General features: G+C 69.1%; 12 protein-coding genes, 1 tRNA gene and 1 riboswitch. Of the genes, 9 read left to right on the forward strand and 4 right to left on the reverse strand.

Annotated features, from left to right (window positions below; genetic code table 11):
* Positions 1 to 3 precede the first annotated feature (3 nt).
* A riboswitch (cobalamin riboswitch) is annotated at positions 4 to 190 on the reverse strand.
* A gap of 515 nt (positions 191 to 705) precedes the next feature.
* From OG623_RS02510 to OG623_RS02525, 4 genes are read left to right on the forward strand one after another with little or no spacing between them, the layout of a single operon-like run.
* Positions 706 to 1,689 carry an ABC transporter permease gene (locus tag OG623_RS02510; RefSeq protein ID WP_406143872.1) on the forward strand — a complete coding sequence of 328 codons (984 nt, stop codon included), beginning with the start codon at positions 706 to 708 and terminating at the stop codon, positions 1,687 to 1,689.
* Position 1,690: 1 nt separating this feature from the next.
* Complete coding sequence (locus OG623_RS02515) at positions 1,691 to 2,647, forward strand: ABC transporter permease (RefSeq protein ID WP_406143874.1); 957 nt, start codon at positions 1,691 to 1,693, stop codon at positions 2,645 to 2,647.
* Entirely contained in the window at positions 2,644 to 4,779 is a 2,136-nt protein-coding gene (locus tag OG623_RS02520; RefSeq protein ID WP_406143875.1) for a dipeptide ABC transporter ATP-binding protein, read from the forward strand. The genes OG623_RS02515 and OG623_RS02520 overlap by 4 nt, the downstream gene beginning before the upstream one ends.
* Positions 4,780 to 4,793: 14 nt before the next feature.
* Positions 4,794 to 6,500, forward strand: coding sequence for an ABC transporter substrate-binding protein (locus OG623_RS02525; protein ID WP_406143876.1), 1,707 nt, complete (start codon positions 4,794 to 4,796; stop codon positions 6,498 to 6,500).
* Between the two features lie 164 nt (positions 6,501 to 6,664).
* Here the strand turns inward: OG623_RS02525 and OG623_RS02530 are convergent, their stop codons facing one another.
* Positions 6,665 to 7,627, reverse strand: coding sequence for a helix-turn-helix domain-containing protein (locus tag OG623_RS02530; protein WP_406143878.1), 963 nt, complete (start codon positions 7,625 to 7,627; stop codon positions 6,665 to 6,667).
* Positions 7,628 to 7,951: 324 nt separating this feature from the next.
* Here OG623_RS02530 and OG623_RS02535 point away from each other — a divergent pair, with 324 nt between their 5' ends.
* Positions 7,952 to 8,383 (forward strand): peptidoglycan-binding protein, encoded by a 432-nt coding sequence (locus OG623_RS02535; RefSeq protein WP_406143879.1) that lies wholly within the window; start codon positions 7,952 to 7,954, stop codon positions 8,381 to 8,383.
* A 169-nt stretch (positions 8,384 to 8,552) separates the two neighbouring features.
* On the opposite strand, the gene OG623_RS02540 is transcribed toward OG623_RS02535, so the two are convergent.
* Positions 8,553 to 8,626 (reverse strand) — tRNA-Pro (locus OG623_RS02540).
* A 50-nt stretch (positions 8,627 to 8,676) separates the two neighbouring features.
* The gene (locus OG623_RS02545) at positions 8,677 to 11,331 is read right to left on the reverse strand and encodes an ATP-binding protein (protein WP_406143881.1); all 2,655 of its coding nucleotides are present in this window, start codon (positions 11,329 to 11,331) and stop codon (positions 8,677 to 8,679) included.
* A 108-nt stretch (positions 11,332 to 11,439) separates the two neighbouring features.
* Between OG623_RS02545 and OG623_RS02550 the strand changes: the two genes are divergently transcribed.
* A complete protein-coding gene (locus OG623_RS02550; protein WP_406143883.1) occupies positions 11,440 to 12,003 on the forward strand; it encodes a DUF309 domain-containing protein in 564 nt (187 codons plus the stop codon).
* A 75-nt stretch (positions 12,004 to 12,078) separates the two neighbouring features.
* Positions 12,079 to 12,591 (forward strand): hypothetical protein, encoded by a 513-nt coding sequence (locus OG623_RS02555; RefSeq protein WP_406143885.1) that lies wholly within the window; start codon positions 12,079 to 12,081, stop codon positions 12,589 to 12,591.
* A 40-nt stretch (positions 12,592 to 12,631) separates the two neighbouring features.
* Here the strand turns inward: OG623_RS02555 and OG623_RS02560 are convergent, their stop codons facing one another.
* Entirely contained in the window at positions 12,632 to 13,462 is an 831-nt protein-coding gene (locus tag OG623_RS02560) for a sulfite exporter TauE/SafE family protein (RefSeq protein WP_406143887.1), read from the reverse strand.
* A gap of 144 nt (positions 13,463 to 13,606) precedes the next feature.
* Between OG623_RS02560 and OG623_RS02565 the strand changes: the two genes are divergently transcribed.
* Both OG623_RS02565 and OG623_RS02570 read left to right on the forward strand, forming a co-directional pair.
* On the forward strand, positions 13,607 to 14,728 hold the full coding sequence (locus OG623_RS02565; RefSeq protein ID WP_406143889.1) for a substrate-binding domain-containing protein: 1,122 nt from the start codon (positions 13,607 to 13,609) through the stop codon (positions 14,726 to 14,728).
* A gap of 102 nt (positions 14,729 to 14,830) precedes the next feature.
* Entirely contained in the window at positions 14,831 to 16,201 is a 1,371-nt protein-coding gene (locus tag OG623_RS02570; RefSeq protein WP_406143891.1) for an ABC transporter substrate-binding protein, read from the forward strand.
* Positions 16,202 to 16,204: the final 3 nt, after the last annotated feature.

Below are 16,204 nucleotides of genomic sequence, written 5' to 3' on the forward strand. Positions count from 1 at the left end.
CCTGCAGTTGGACCGGCGACAGGTCAGTCTCCTGGCTCCCGGATCATCGCTCCCCTCCGCCTTCCCGCCCGCTGCCGCGGACAGTGACATACAGGAGGACCGCTCCCCGGTCACAGTGGCGGGACCGCGCCGGACTCTCACCGGCTTCCTGATCCCCGTCGCCTCGTGCACTCATTGTGAACCACGCGGCGGCGAGGACCTGCCCCAGGCCCGTGCACACCGTCGTGCCGGGGGTCGGGGCCGACCGAGGAGGACGACGCCACGGATCACGAGTACGTTGCGCGCCTTATGCGCCTTTTGCGGCACCGATGATCCCGCCGTTCAACGCGCGTCCACCGTGACGTTGAAAACTTAAGCGAAGAATATCCGTTATGTGAATTCGACTTGACCGGATCGCTACCTGATCAATCTTGACGTGCCCACGGGCAATTGAAATCGTCAGCAGCGGTGCGGCCGAATCGGGCGGCCGCCCTGAACTTCCCTGTTTTGTTACGGGGTTGCTGCCCCATGCCCGATGCGTGCCACTCCCCCACCATGAGACTCCCACACTGAACGATTTCGCTCCAGTCATTTTCTGGCCCCCGAGAGTCCGCGCGTCCTGTCCGAGCAATCGCGACCCGGTGCCCGGTCAATGCGGCCAAGCGATCCAGTCACTCACCGGACCTGCGGGCCGATACGTCCCAGAGCAAGAAAGGCCGACTCACAGTGCTGCGTTACATCGCCCGCAAAGCAGTCGGCTGGTTTTTGATGATCGCCATCGCGACAAATCTCACGTACTTCCTCGCTAACGCCTTCCTCAAACCTGCGTCGAACTACACCGCGCTGCGACCGCCTCGAACTCCAGCCCAGATCAACCGCTCGCTGGCGCTTTACAACCTCAATCCGGACAAACCGCTCATGGATCGGTGGTGGCACTGGATCACCCGGATCGTGACCCACTTCGACTGGGGCAGTTCGCCGACCGGAGGCAGCGTCAACGACCAGGTCGGCTACCGGATCTTCGTCAGCGGCCAACTGGTCCTGGCCTCGACCGTCCTGGCCATCGTCATCGGGGTCGGGCTGGGCGTCTACACCGCGTCGCGCCAGTACAAGGCCGCCGACCGGGTGTGGCAGGGAATCTCCGTGCTCTCCTTCAACACGCCCTCCGCGGTGGCCTCCCTCGGGGTGGTGCTCGCCGCCATCGCGCTGAACCAGGCCGTGGGCAGCACCCTGCTGCCGGTGGCGGGAGCGCAGAGCCCCGACGTCGTCGGGTTCTGGCCGGTCTTCGGGTCCAGAGTGATGCACGCCATCCTGCCCACGATCTCGCTCACGTTCATCTCCTACGCCGGATACCACCTGTTGCAGCGGTCGCTGCTGCTGGACCACATCAACTCCGACTACGTCCGTACGGCACGGTCGAAGGGACTGACGCGGAAGCAGGCCATCTACCGGCACGGGCTGAGGACGTCGATCATTCCCGTCGCCACCCAGGTCGCGTTCGCGATGCCGGCGCTGTTCACCGGCGCGGTGATCACGGAGACGGTCTTCGCCTGGCACGGCATGGGCGAGTACTTCACCAAAACCATCAGCACGAACGACGTGCACGGTGTCGTCGCCGTCGCAGCCTTCGGTGCCCTCATGACGGCCATCGGCGCGATCCTCGCCGACCTCGTCGTCGTGGCCCTCGACCCCAGGATCAGGGTGAGCTGACATGGCCATCAACATGCCCGGTGTCGGGCCCGCCGCCGAAGAGGCGCACCCCGAGGAAACCGCAGCCGGAGGACCGGGGAAGACCGGCCCCGGTGGCAAGCGCCTCTCCCCGTCCAGGCTCTACATACGGCGCTTCGCGCGCAACAAGGCGGCCCTGGGCGGTCTGGTCCTCTTCGCCCTCCTCGTGTTCTTCTCGCTGTTCGGCCGGTATCTGACCCACTGGGACCACACGGAGGCGGACTTCACCGCACTCACCGTCTCCCCCGGGGTCGGCGGCCATCTGCTGGGTACCAACGGCGCGGGCAACGACGTCTACGCCCAGCTCGTGCACGGCCTCGGCAGATCACTGATCATCGCCGTCGCGGTGTCGCTGCTGACCACCGCCATAGCCGGACTGTTCGGTACCACTGCCGCCTACTTCGGCGGCAAGGTCGAGCGGGCGATGCTCGGTCTCGTGCACTTCCTGCTCATCCTGCCCTCGTTCCTCATCATCGCCCTGGTCGGTACGCACTACCGCGGTGAGTGGCAGGTTCTGGTGGTCGTCCTCACACTGTTCGGCTGGATGCTCACAGCCAGAGTGATCTGGTCCCTGGCCACCTCCCTGCGGGAGCGCGAGTACGTGACGGCCGCCCGCTTCATGGGCGTCAGTCCGATCCGTACCATCGTCCGCCACCTGGTACCCAACATCGGGTCCTTGCTGATCGTGACGTTCACCCTCGGTGTCGCCGCGACCGTGCAGGCCGAGACGGCGCTCTCGTTCATCGGTTTCGGCGTCAAGCAGCCCGACGTGTCGCTGGGTTCGATGCTCGCCGACGGGCAGAACACACTGTCCACCGCCCCCTGGCTGTTCTACCTGCCCGCAGCCATGGTGGTGCTGCTCACCGTGGCGATGGCGCTCATCGGTGACGGTCTGCGCGACGCCCTCGACCCCACATCGCAGTCTGGAGGCCGCGCATGATCGAGCAGCGCGCTGTCACGACCGAGCCCGGCGCCCAGCAGGCCCAGCAGGCCCTGCTGTCCGTGCGTGATCTGAAAGTGGCCTTCCCGTCGGAAGCGGGCCGGGTGGACGCCGTGCGCGGTGTCTCCTTCGACCTGCACCGCGGCAGGACCCTGGGCATCGTGGGCGAATCGGGGTCGGGCAAGTCCGTCACGTCCATGGCCGTCATGGGGCTGCTCCCCGACTACGCCTCGGTCACCGGGGACATCACGCTCGACGGGAAGAACCTCCTCGACCTCGACGACCGTCGGATGTCGAAGGTCCGCGGCCGGCACATCGGCATGATCTTCCAGGACCCGCTCTCGTCACTCACTCCGATCTTCAGCATCGGAGCCCAGATCGTCGAGTCCCTCCAGACCCACCAGGACATCTCGTCCTCGGTCGCCTGGAAACGCGCCGTCGAACTGCTGGACCTGGTCGGCATCCCCAACCCCGACCGCCGCGCCAAGGGGTTCCCGCACGAGTTCTCGGGCGGCATGCGGCAGCGGGCCGTCATCGCCATGGCCATCGCGAACGACCCCGACCTGATCATCGCCGACGAGCCGACGACCGCTCTCGACGTCACCGTGCAGGCGCAGATCCTCGATGTCCTCAAGACAGCCCAGCGTGAGACCGGGGCCGCGGTCATCCTGATCACCCACGACCTCGGGGTGGTGGCCGGCTCCGCCGACGACGTCATGGTGATGTACGCGGGCCGCCCGGTCGAGCGTGCCGGGGTGGACGAGCTCTTCTCGCAGCCCCGCATGCCGTACACCATCGGCCTGATGGGCGCGATCCCCCGCCTGGACGACCGTGCCAGGCAGGCGCTCACCCCGGTCCCGGGCACTCCGCCGCTCCTGGTGGACCTTCCCGACGCCTGCCCCTTCGCGGACCGTTGCCCCGTCGTGCAGGACGCCTGCCGGGAGGCCGAACCACCCCTGTCGGCGATCGCCGGGGCCGACACCGTCGACGAGCACTCGACCGCGTGCCGGCGTGCCACCGAGATCGACGACGGTGCCATCGGCGGTGAGCCGATCTACCCCGTCCCGGCCGACAGGGAGCACGGGGGTGCGGAGGTCCCCCGCGAGGACCGGCCGAAGGTCCTGGAACTGACCGATGTCACCAAGACCTTCCCGCTCACCAAGGGCGGCCTGCTCAAACGCAAGGTGGGCACGGTCTTCGCCGTCAACGGCATCGACCTGGACATCCGCGAGGGCGAGACGCTCGGGCTCGTCGGCGAGTCGGGGTGCGGAAAGACCACCACCCTGCTGGAGATCATGGAGCTGAAGCCGCCCGAGCGGGGCAGCATCACCGTCTGCGGCCGGGACACGGCGGACCTGAAGCGGAAGCGGGACATCAGCTCCGTCCGCCGCGACATCCAGATGGTGTTCCAGGACCCCATGGGGGCGCTGGACCCCCGTATGACGGTCTACGACATCCTCGCCGAACCCCTCCGCGCGGTCGGTGAGCGCGACAAGAAGACCCTCAGCACCCAGGTGACGGAGCTCATGGAGCTGGTGGGACTCGACTCCGAGCACCGCGACCGCTTCCCCGCGGCCTTCTCGGGCGGGCAGCGGCAGCGCATCGGTATCGCCCGGGCGCTCGCCACGAAGCCGCAGCTGCTGGTTCTCGACGAGCCGGTCTCGGCTCTCGACGTCTCGGTGCAGGCCGGTGTCATCAACCTGCTCAACGACCTCAAGGCCGAGCTGGGCCTGTCCTACCTCTTCGTCGCCCACGACCTGTCGGTGGTGCGCCACATCTCCGACCGGGTGGCGGTGATGTACCTCGGCCGGATCGTCGAGACCGGCACCATCGACTCCGTCTTCGACGACCCCCGACACCCCTACACGCAGGCGCTTCTCTCCGCGATCCCGCTGCCCGATCCGGTCGCGGAACGCACTCGGGAACGTGTCCTCCTCAAGGGCGACCTTCCCAGTCCGACCGACGATCAGCCGGGCTGCCGGTTCGTGACCAGGTGCCCGCTCCACCTGACGCTGACCGACCCGCAGAAGGACCAGTGCCGCGGAGTCACTCCGCAACTCACGGGGAGGGGAGGCCTGGACCACCGCGACGCATGCCATTTCGCGGGCACGACCACGTCTGTCGACAACTGAGCTGGAAGGCCGTCATGAGAAGAATCCACCTGAGCGGGCTGGCGATCGCCGCCACCGCGTCCCTCGTACTCTCCGGGTGCAGCGGCAGTGACACCGACGACGACTCCGGGCAGGAGAAGTCCAAGGGCGCCACTTCGGCGAACGAGGTGCTGACCTCGTACAATCCCCAGCCTGCGAGCAACCTGAAGCAGGGGGGCAAGATGACGCTCCCCATCGTGGAGATCCCCGATCAGCTGAACCCCTTCAACGGCAACGGGTCGCTGTACACGTCGAAGATCGCCTGGTTCTACCAGCCGCAGCTGTCCTTCAACGACCCCAAGGGCAACGTCACCTTCAACAAGGACTACCTCACCGACGTCAAGCAGACGACGGTGGACGGCAACACCCAGGTCACCTACGACATCAACCCGAAGGCCAAGTGGAACGACGGCCAGGACATCGACTGGACGTCGTTCCGTGACACCTGGAGCGCGGTCAACGGGAAGGACAAGGAGTACGTCGTCAGCGCCACCGATGGCTACTCCAGCATCACCTCGGTCAAGAAGGGCAAGGACGCCAAGCAGGCGGTCGTCACCTACGACGGCTCGTTCGTGTACTGGAAGTCGCTCTTCTACTCGGTCATCAACCCGCACATCGCCAAGGCCGACGCCTTCAACAAGGCGTATGTGAGCAACCCGCACGCGGAATGGGGTGCCGGACCGTACACCATCTCCAAGTTCGACGCCAAGGGCGGCACGGTCTCCTACAAGCCCAACCCCAAGTGGTGGGGTGCCAAGCCGCATCTGGACGAACTCACCTACGTACAGATGGAGGAGAGCGCCTCGATCAACGCCTTCAAGAACGGCCAGATCGACGCGACGGATGTGCACGAGGCCGAGCAGCTCAACCAGGTCAAGTCGGTGAAGGGGACCGATCTTCGCCGCGGCACGACCACCTCCAACAACATCCTGGTCTTCAACAGCACCTCGCCGCAGTTGAAGGACCCTGCGGTGCGCAAGGCGCTGATGGAGGGAATCGACCGTTCGCTGCTCGCGAAGATCAAGTTCCAGGGGCTCGGCTACACCGAGCCCCTGCCCGGATCCCTTTCTCTCTTCCCCTTCCAGAAGGGGTACCAGGACAACTTCGGCAAGCTCGTGAAGTTCGACGCCGACACGGCGAAGAAGGAACTGGACGCCGCGGGCTGGAAGGCCGGTCCGGACGGTGTGCGCGCCAAGGGCGGTCAGAAGCTGGAACTGACCTTCCCCACCATCGGTGACAGGTCCACCGTCAAAGCCAGTGCCACGGCCCTCGCGCAGATGATGAAGAACATCGGCGTCAAGCTGGACATCAAGGCGCACCCCTCCTCCGACTTCAACAAGGTGTTCACCGAGCGCGCCTTCGACATGTTCGCGATGGGCTTCATTGCGAGCGACCCGAACGGAATGCTCTACATCTGCCAGACCTACTGCTCCGACTCCACGCTCAACGGCTCCCGCTCGGTGCCCGAGAGCCTGGACAAGGAGATCAAGGCCGTCACCAACCTGCCGAGCCTGGACGAGCAACTGGAGGCCGGCAACAAGGCGGAGGTGAAGGCCATGGAGACCTACGGCATCATGCCGACCCACAACGGCCCCACCATCTGGGCCGTCAAGAAGGGCCTCGCCAACTACGGATCAGCCCAGTTCTACGGCAACTACGGCGTCACGGGGCCGCCCGAGCTGATCGGCTGGCAGAAGAAGTAGGCCGCACGGCCGGGGGCTCCGTCGCATCCTGAATGCGGCAGGGTCCCCGGCCCGAAGCACGGGCCCCACATGCTGGGACGCCGCCCCGGCCGACGACTCCCACCGAGCCGGGGCCGGCAGCGCCTTCATCACCGCGTCGAACTCCGCTGCGTGAAACGGCCGGCTCAACCATGGGGGCGGCTCCCGTCGCGCCAATCGCGAGGCGTGACCCCGTATGCCTGCTTGAACACCTTGCTGAAGTGACTCGCGTTCATGAAGCCCCACCTCCGGCCTACCGCCGCGACGGCCCGCGGCCGCCCGCCGGGGTCGGCCAACTCGCGCCTGCATTCGGCCAGGCGGCGTGCACGGATCCAGTCTCCGAGGCTGATTCCCGACCTCGACAGCACCGCGTAGAGGTGGCGTACGGAGATGTTCTGCGCGGCGGCGATCCCCGCCGGCGACAGGTCCGGGTCGGCCAGATGTTCTCGGACGTACTGAGTGATGCGCAGGCTGAGCGTGGCCTCCATCGGTTCTTTGACCAGGCTGGAGTTGTTGTACCGGGACGTCAGGACGGCACGGAGCAGCTCCACGCTCGGTTCGAAGACGGCGCCGGTGCGGGCACCCTGGTGCAACGCGTCGCTGGCGGCCAGCTGGGAGAAGTAGGTGAAGGCGAGACGAGTCAAGGGGTCGCCGGATCCCAGGCCGAGCGTGGAGGTCTCTCGTAGGAGCCGGTCGGGGAGCGCGAGCGCCGCGCGGGGGAACCGCAGGAAGTGGTGGTCGACTCCCTTGTCGAAGAGAAGCGTGTAGGGCTTGATCGATTCGTAGACGGCGAATTCTCCCGGCCGCAGCACACACTCACGGCCGTTCTGTGCCACCAGACTTGTGCCGCTCACCTGGAGGCCGAGGAAGACGGCCGGCTCCTCGTCCTTCCGGGCCAGTCGCTCGGTCCGACGGATCGTGACCGCCGTCGCACGCGCCGAGCAGATCGTGAGGGGCCCAACGGCGCCGAGTCCCATACGAACGGACATGTCCTCGGCGGGAGGACCGTGGTCGATGTCGACCGCCACCACGGATTCCCACACCGCGTGCCGGACCGCTTCCTCCCGGTCCTGCGGCGCAATGAGCGTGGTGTCCAGGACCGGGCTCATGAGGCAGACCTCCGTCTGTGCCGGTTGCGGAACCGCCCCCGCAGCACTTCGGCCCGTACCGTCACACCTCGCCTCTCGACGTCAGCGGTCCCCGACAGCAGTGTGGCCGGATCCCACCTGCTCCGCAACGGGGTCTCGACGGGCACGCCCGGACTCTCCCAGGTACCGCCGGAGCGGTGCACCACCGGCACAGTGCCCAGCGCGAACGACACAGTCCGAGATCCGCCATTTCCCTATGCTTCATGGGTGTTGCCCGGAGTGTTGGAGGCGACGGGCCGTGGTGGACACATATGTAATTTCGCTTCTTGGAAGGAAGTAGCAGGCATGCGCAAGACAGGTGGGAGCAAGGCGTTTCTCGCGACCGGGACCATGCTGGCGGGTCTGTTGGCAGGGGTCGTCACCGCTGCCCCGGCCCACGCGGCGGACGGCGTGTGCACGGGATCCTACACGTCCCAGAACGGGTCGTCCGGTCTGCACTTCGTATTCCCGTACAACGTCGCGAACAACTCGCTGTACTGCTATCTGCAGTACGGGCACACCGGCGCCGGGGTCAGAGCCCTGCAGAAGAACCTGAACAACTGCTACGGCCGGAACCTCGCAGTTGACGGCGTCTACGGAACGGACACCAGGAGCGCTGTTCGATACGTCCAGGGCAGGATCGGCGCCAAGGTCGACGGCATCTACGGCCGCGAGACCGCGGCCATGAAGTGGGCCCGCTACAGCAACGAGACCGGCGCGAAGTACGACTGCCGCTGAGGACCCGCGGTCCTCGGCGCCACACCGCTCGGCGTTCCTGTCGGAAGCTCTCCGTCTGCGTCTCGATGCCGGGGCGGAGGACGCCGGACCTCCATCCGGTCCCCAAGAATGATCAAGGGCCGGTTTCGGATTGTTCCGAAACCGGCCCTTCATCTGCGACTGTCACCAGTCGGGACGACAGGATTTGAACCTGCGACCCCTTGACCCCCAGTCAAGTGCGCTACCAAGCTGCGCCACGTCCCGATGCGGTTCCTCCCGGTCTGCCCGGGTGGTCGCGCAGGACAAACATTACCTCACTCCGAGGACCGGATCGACGCGCCTACCTGCTGGGCGCGGGTCGCCAGCCCTTCGGCGCCGCAGGCGACGGCGAGCTTCTCGGCCCGGGCGATCTCCTGGCGGGAGCGGATCGCGGTGCCGTACTCCAGACGGGCCACCGCGTGCTCGTAGGCGGAGGAGGATGCCTCGAGGTGGCGTACGGACTCGGCCAGCAGGTGGGTGGACTCCTCTTCGGGCACGAACAGGGCGACGCAGCGCAGGGCCTCACCGATCGCCGTGTCCGTGCCGAAGCGTTCGGCGTGGACGCGCGCCCTGGTGGCCAGTTGGGCGGCCCTGACCGGGTCGGTGCCTGCGAGCGCGCGGGCGAGGTCGCCTGCCCAGGGCGCCCAGACCCCGTTGAAACGGCCCCGTGGCTCCAGGGCCGCTCCCGCTGCCTCCAGCTCGGCCACGGCCTCCTGTGTGCGCCCCTCGGCCAGCAGCAGCCGTCCGCGTACGCACGGGGCGTCCGGCAGGACCATCGCGCTGGGGTAGGGCGGCCCGAAGCCGTAGCGGTCGGCGACCAGCCTGGCCTCCGCCGTACGGCCGCGGGCGAGCAGGGTGTCGACGAGGAGACAGGTGGCGTCCCAGTGGACGGGCAGTCCGCTGCCGGCCCGGTCAGCGAGGCGCAGTCCTTCGCGCAGGAAGCCCTCGGCCTCGGCGAGACGGCCGCGTCGTCGGTGCACGAGGCCGAGAAGGGTGTGCGCGAAGGCGAGGTGCGCACCGCTCCAGCCGGAGATCTCGAAGGCGCGCACGGCCTCGCCGAAGAGGGTTTCCGCCCGGTCGAGCTGGTCGGTGAAGGCGTAGGTGATACCCGCCATCGTGGGGAGCTCGAAGCCCCATTCGGAGTCGGTCCAGCCGAGCCCGCGCGCGGGCCGCCCCTCGACGAGCGCACGCTCGCAGAGGTCCACGACGAGCTGGGCGTTCTCGCCGCGGAGCATCGCGTCGAAGGCCCGCAGGGTGAGCAGGGCGCGCTCCGCGTTGTCCCGGCCCTTGAGGTGGTCCGCGTTGCGGGCGAGACGGGCCGACCGCGCGGGGCCGTCGTCCTCGGCGGCCTGCATGCCCTCCCACAGGAAGTGCGCGGCCTGGAGGCGCATCAGGCCGGGTCCCGGGGCGGTTCGCGACGCCTCGGCCGCCAGCGAGAGCGCCGCGTCCTTGAGCTGGTTGTTGTGGGACAGGGCGGAGGCAAGCCTGAAGGTGGCGTCGATCCGGAGCGTCGCGTCGAGACCGGGCGTGTCGAGCGCGGACCGCAGGTGCTGCACGGTGGTGGCGGGCGAGGAGAGCAGCGTGGCGCAGCCGAGTTCGTACTGGAGCGCCGCTCGGTCGCGGGGGCGTGGCGGCTCGTCCAGTGCGCGTTCGAGACAGCGTCTGGCCGCTTCGGGGGCGCCGACCGCGAGGTGCTGCCGTGCCGCTTCGCGCAGCTGGGTGACGAGCTCCTGGTCGTCGTCCGGGTGCACTTCGAGCAGATGGCGCGAGGCCGCCGCCGACCCGAGTCCTGCCTGGGTGATCGCCCAGGCCGCGCGCCCGTGCATGGCGGTACGGGTCGCCGGCGGGATCGAGCGGTAGACGGCGGTGGCGATGAGCGGGTGGACGAACTCCAGCGGGTCGAAGCCGCTGACGATACGGGCGTCGCGCAGACGTGCCGTGCAGTCGGCTGCCTCCGCCGAGCTCATTCCGGCGAGTGTCGCGGCGAGTTCCTGGGAGATCTCGGTGCCGAGCACGGCCGCCGCCCAGGCGAAGCGGTTGGCGTTGGTACCCAGGCGTTCGAGGCGGGCGACGAGTCCGCTGCCCCTGGCCGAGGCCCCGAGTTCACGCAGCAGGGCGGCGGATGCCTCGACCGGTGCGAGTTCGCGGTCCTGCGCCTTGGCGACGAGTTCGACCGCTTCGTACGGATTGCCTCCGGTGACGGCCCAGACCTCCCGGCAGAAGGGGTCGTCCGCGTGGTCGCCCAGGCCGGCGCGGACCAGGTCGGCCGTGGCATCGGGGGTGAGCGCGCGTAACGCCACGCGGGTCAGCGCCGGATGGCCGGGGGTGCTGCGCTCCGGGGCACGGGAGATGGCCCAGTCGGCGTTGCGGTCGGCGAGCTCCTGGGGGCGGTGCGCCTGCACGACCAGGACGGGCAGTTCGGAGAGCCGCGCGGTGAAACCGGCGAGCCAGGCGAGGGATTCGCCGTCCGCCCAGTGCGCGTCGTCCACTATGAGCAGCAGCGGACGGTGGCTGAGCCGTGAGGCGAGCCGGGACACGACGTGGTCGAGGCCGTCCCTGACACCCTGCGGGTCGGGCTGCGGACCGCAGGGATCCGCGAGGCCCAACGCGGGTGCGGCGATGTCGAACCAGTCACCGAACAGGGCGCGGGTCTCGTCGGCGGGGAGCCGGACCAGCGCGGGCTGGAGCAGTTGGCGTACGACGTGGAAGGGCACCGAGGTGACCGTCTCGCCGCCCCGGGCCGACCAGATGGTGCAGCGGTCGGCGGCCATGGCCTGTATCTCGCCGAGCAACGCGGTCTTGCCGATACCGGCCTCGCCGCTGAAGACCAGCAGCCCTCCGGCAGCCTGTGCGCCGCAGAGGGCGTCCAGCGCCTGTGCGGCTGCGGCGAGTTCGGGTTCGCGCTCGTACAACGGCCGGGACGGCTTCATGCCTCCCCTTCCCAGGGTGGTTGCGAGGAGCACAGAGCCTAACTGTGCGCGGGTGCGCCGGGACAGGGGTTACTGCGGTTCTTCGCAGGTGCGAGGCACAATCGGGGGGTGGACGAATCTCGCAGGGACCGCGACGAGGAAGGGCGGGCGCGCAACGCGCGCCCCAGGGACGGGCTGGGACGCCCCCTGCCGTACGGCGCCGCGGGGGTGGAGCGGCAGCCCGAGGGCGTGGTCCGCTCCCCCGGCGAGACGGTGCGCGAGGCCCAGCGGCTGCTGGACGCCGGGATGCCGTTCCACGCCCACGAGGTGTTCGAGGACGCCTGGAAGTCGGGTCCCGACGAGGAGCGCGAGCTGTGGCGGGGCCTCGCGCAGATGGCGGTCGGGCTGACCCATGCCGCTCGGGGCAACACAGCGGGCGGGGCACGGCTGTTGAGGCGGGGCGCCGCGGCCGTGGACAGGTTCGGGGCGTCGGATCCGCACGGGATCGGTGTGGACGGGCTGATCGGCTGGGCGCGGGAGCTGGCGGACCGCGTCGACACCTCCGGACCGGAGGACGCGGAGGGCGGCACCGGGCCGACCGGGGATTCCGGGCGCACGCGGGTCGTGGACGCCGCCTCGGAGGCACCACGCCTGCGTCGGGGGGACGTCGGACCGGGGCGGGCCGGTGGCTGAGCGGGCCGGTGGCTGAGCGCCCCGGATCCCGGGTCCGGCGAACATGACGGTGCACAGCCATTACGATCCCGCCTCATGAGCACTTCTGACCAGGACCAGGACCAGGACAAGAGCCAGAGCCAGGGCCAGGACGAGGACCACCGGAACGAGCCGGGCCACCGGAACGAGCAGGACCGGGATCCGGGCGGGAGCCCTGCGGCGACACCGGAGACCACCACGCCGGAGACCAGGACGCCGAAGGCCGCAGCCCCGGAGACCGCGACGCCCGAGACTGCGGCCCCGAAGACCGCAGCCCCTGAGACCGCCGCGCCGGAGGCCCCCGCCCCGGGGGGAAGACTCACGCCACGTCAGGCGCGGCAGCTGCGGATCGTTCTCTCCTCGATCGGCATGGCGGTGATGGCCCTTGTCCTGGCACTGCGCATAGCCAGCCGTTCGTCGGTCCTGGTCGTCGGGGTCTACGGGCTCGCGCTCATCCTGTGCGGTGTGGTGATCGAGCTCAGCAGGAACGGCCGTACGCGGCTCGGCAGCTGGCTGCTGGGCGCGGGGCTGATCGCGGCCGTCGGCGCGGACTGGCTGCTCATTCCGTGACCGGGCCCGGCCTGACCGGCCGGCCTCGCGCGGGTGGTCTTCAGCGGAGCAGCAGCTGGAGGCCGCCCAGGACGGTGGCCGCGATCACGATCCGGTCGAAGAGCTTCTGATTGATGCGGCCGACGCAGGCGCGACCGAGATAGGCACCCGGGATGACGAAGAGCACCAGGGCCGCGTCCAGCATCAGCGACTGCGCGTCGATGAGGCCGAGTCCCACGCTGAAGGGCACCTTGGACGTGTTGACGATGAGGAAGAACCACGCCGACGTCCCTAGGAAGCCGAGCTTCCGGAATCCCGCGGAGAGCAGGTAGAGCGACATGACGGGGCCGCCCGCGTTGGCGACCATCGTCGTGAAGCCGCCGAGCACCCCGTAGGACCGGGCTTTGAGACGCCCGGCGCGCAGGGACGGCTCCTCCTGCGCGCCCTCCTCCTGTGCGCCCTCCGCCTGCGCACCTTCCTCCCGTGCGCCGTCCTCCCGTGCGCCCTCCCCCGGGGCCGGCTGGGGCCGCGCGCGCCTGCGCCAGAGGGTGACTCCCGCCATGAAGAGCAGGATCGCCCCGATCGAGCGGGCCACGGCCTCGTCGTCGGCCCACAGCATGAAGACGGCCCCCGCCACCACGCCCACGGCGACCGCGGGGAAGAGCCGCAGCAGCGTGGGCCAGTGCGCGTGCCGGCGGTAGACCAGCACGGCGAGGGTGTCGCCCACGATCAGGATCGGAAGCAGCACTCCGGTCGATTCACGGGCCGGCAGTACGGCCGCGAAGACCGCGAGGCTGATCGTGTTGGCACCGCTGACGGCGGTCTTGGAGAAGCCGACGAGCAGGGATGCCGCCGCGAGCGCGGCCAGTTGCCAGAGTGTGATGGTGTCCATTGCGGATCAGATGCTAGACACATCTTCACTTCGGCGGATGATCGTTCCATCCTCTGACCGCTCGGACGTCCACCCTCGCTATGCTGCGATCACTCAGGCAAACGTTCAAACGAACATCGCACAGCGGTAGGCAAGGGGGCCAGCATGCGGGAGCCGGTTGAGCTGAGGCGCAAACGCATTCTCGCGGTGGTGCACGCGCGGGGCGCCGTGAAGGTGAGCTCGCTCGCCGCCGAGCTGGACGTCTCGGCGGTCACGCTGCGGCGGGACGTGGAGGAGCTGGCCAGAACGGGGATGCTGCGGCGCGGGCACGGAGTGGTCCGGCCGGTGGCGGACGACGTGCCGGCCATGACGGTGCCGGCGGCCAGGACCGGGCAGCCGGCCGGCGAAGGGGCCGCCATCGCCCTGGTCGTCCCGGAGCGGCACTCATACCTCTACGAGACCCTGCACGGCGCCAGGACGGCGCTCGAGGAGGCGGGTGCGCGGATCACCCTGCACATCGCCCCGCAGGCGGCCGGGGCCGAACGGCCGCAGGTGGCGCGGGCGCTGGCGGCCGGGGCACGCGGTCTGCTGATCGCCCCCAGGTGGCGGAGCGCCGCCGGTGAGGAGGCGGATTACGGCTGGCTCTCCGAGGTGGGGGTGCCGACGGTCCTGATGGAGCGGCGACCCCGGCCAGGCAGCGCTCTGCACCCCCTGGACTCGGTCTGCTCCGACCACTGGTACGGGATCCATCTGGCCGTGGACCATCTGATCGCCCTCGGCCACCGCCGGCTCGTCCTGGCCGCAAGGAACGACAGTCCGACAGCCCGCTCCATCCGGTCGGCGTTCGCGGAGATCGCGGCTTCCCGGCCGGAGGTGGAGGACTGGACCGTGGTGCTCAGCTCTTCCAACGCGGGCCCCGGGGAACCCGGCACACGGGAGCCGGTCCCGGATCTCACCACGCTGCTGCGGGAGCGCGGTGCGACCGGCGCCGTCCTGCACGGCGACGAGGACGCCCTGATGCTGGTCCAGCGGCTGGCGGAGAACGGGGTCCGGGTGCCGCGGGACTGCTCCGTGGTGGCGTACGACGACGTCGTGGCCGCGCTGGGCACCACGGCTCTCACCGCGGTCGCCCCGCCCAGGGCGGAGATCGGACGGGCGGCGGCCGAGCTGCTCCTGCAACGGCTGGCGCACCCGGCCGGCACCACCGGGCCGGTGCGCCGGGTGGAGCTGCTCCCCCGCCTCGAAGTGCGCGGATCGACACGGAGGTTGCCCCACTCCGACATCTGATCGTTTGAACACTTCAAGCTTCCTTTGATCGATCTATTGACCACTATCGATCAGGCGATCAGTATTCCCCGTGTCTCGAATCAGGAGCCGCGGGAGGCGCACATGCCTGGTCGACAGAGCCGTCGATCCGTGCTCGCCACGATCGCCGCACTGCCTCTCACAGGCGCGCTCAGCGCCTGTGAGAGTGGTGGCGGAGACACACGATCGGGCGACACCAGCAGTACCGGCAGGACCGTGAGCAGCGGGCACAACAGGAAGAAGACACGCATCACCTTCTGGTCGGCCCTGCGGGGCAGTCAGGAGGTCGTGGACGCGTTCAACCGCGGCCATGACACCATCGAGGTCGTTTTCCAGCAGATCCCCTCGGGCGGGCAGGGCGGATACGCCAAGCTGAGCAACGCGGCACGGGCCGGCAACGCCCCGGACGTCGCCACCCTGGAGTACCCCCAGGTGCCGGGCTTCGCCATCGACGGGGTCTGCCGCGACCTCACGGACCTGGTGAGCGAGGAGCTGCGGTCGAAGCTGCTGCCGCAGGCGCTGGGGCTGACCACCTTCGAGAAGCGGGTGTTCAGCGTCCCGCTCGACATAGAGCCGGTGGTGCTGCACTACCGCACCGATCTCTTCGAGCGGTACGGGCTGACCGTCCCGCGCACCTGGGACGACTTCGAGGACACCGCGAGGACCGTACGCGAGAAGACCGGGAACCGCCGGATGGCGCTGTTCCCGACGGACGGTGACACCCATCTCGCCGCCTTCGCGTGGCAGGCGGGTGCCCAGTGGTTCGACACGGCGGGCGGCGCCTGGAACGTCTCGCTCGCCGACGCGCCCACCCGTCGCGTGGCGGCCTTCTGGCAGCGGCTCACCGATCAGGACCTGGTGTTCATGAACCCGGTGGAGAGCCGGCAGAGCGACGTCCAGATCAGCGACGGCCTGGTCCTCAGCAGGCTCAGCGGTGCGTGGGACGCGGGCGCCCAGATGCAGGCCAGGCCGGGACAGAAGGGCCGGTGGGCCATCGCGCCGTCCCCCCAGTGGGATCCGGCCGACCCCGGTGTCGGCACCCATGGCGGCTCGACCTTCACGGTCACCAGGGACAGTGGCCACCCGGAGGCCGCGATGGAGTTCATCGAGTGGCAGGTCTCGCACCCGGACGCGCTGCGGGCCCGGCTCTCCAGCGGCTCCAGCAGTCAGTACCCCGCGGCGCCCGGCCTCGTGGACGTGGGCCGCAAGGCCTTCGACCGTGCCTACTACGGCGGGCAGGACATCTACACCCTCTTCGAGCAGGAGGCCCACAAGATCCGCCCCGGCTGGACCTGGGGCCCCCGGATGACGGCCACCGGACGGATCATGAAGGACGGACTCGCACGGGCGAGCGGGGGCCAGGGCTCCATCCTCGGAGCGGTCCGGGCCGCGCAGGAGGGCACCATGCCGGATCTCAAGGCGCTCGGTCTCTCCACCACCCAGCGCTCCACCTGACCG

Source organism: Streptomyces sp. NBC_01012 (assembly GCF_045162755.1).
GTDB lineage: Bacteria > Actinomycetota > Actinomycetes > Streptomycetales > Streptomycetaceae > Streptomyces.

Bases quoted from the DNA above. Each gene is read 5' to 3' on its own strand.
- OG623_RS02530 (WP_406143878.1), bottom strand. From the start codon at position 7,627: ATGAGCCCGGTCCTGGACACCACGCTCATTGCGCCGCAGGACCGGGAG.
- OG623_RS02535 (WP_406143879.1), top strand. From the start codon at position 7,952: ATGCGCAAGACAGGTGGGAGCAAGGCGTTTCTCGCGACCGGGACCATG.
- OG623_RS02525 (WP_406143876.1), top strand. From the start codon at position 4,794: ATGAGAAGAATCCACCTGAGCGGGCTGGCGATCGCCGCCACCGCGTCC.
- OG623_RS02570 (WP_406143891.1), top strand. From the start codon at position 14,831: ATGCCTGGTCGACAGAGCCGTCGATCCGTGCTCGCCACGATCGCCGCA.
- OG623_RS02545 (WP_406143881.1), bottom strand. From the start codon at position 11,331: ATGAAGCCGTCCCGGCCGTTGTACGAGCGCGAACCCGAACTCGCCGCA.
- OG623_RS02555 (WP_406143885.1), top strand. From the start codon at position 12,079: ATGAGCACTTCTGACCAGGACCAGGACCAGGACAAGAGCCAGAGCCAG.
- OG623_RS02565 (WP_406143889.1), top strand. From the start codon at position 13,607: ATGCGGGAGCCGGTTGAGCTGAGGCGCAAACGCATTCTCGCGGTGGTG.
- OG623_RS02520 (WP_406143875.1), top strand. From the start codon at position 2,644: ATGATCGAGCAGCGCGCTGTCACGACCGAGCCCGGCGCCCAGCAGGCC.
- OG623_RS02515 (WP_406143874.1), top strand. From the start codon at position 1,691: ATGGCCATCAACATGCCCGGTGTCGGGCCCGCCGCCGAAGAGGCGCAC.
- OG623_RS02560 (WP_406143887.1), bottom strand. From the start codon at position 13,462: ATGGACACCATCACACTCTGGCAACTGGCCGCGCTCGCGGCGGCATCC.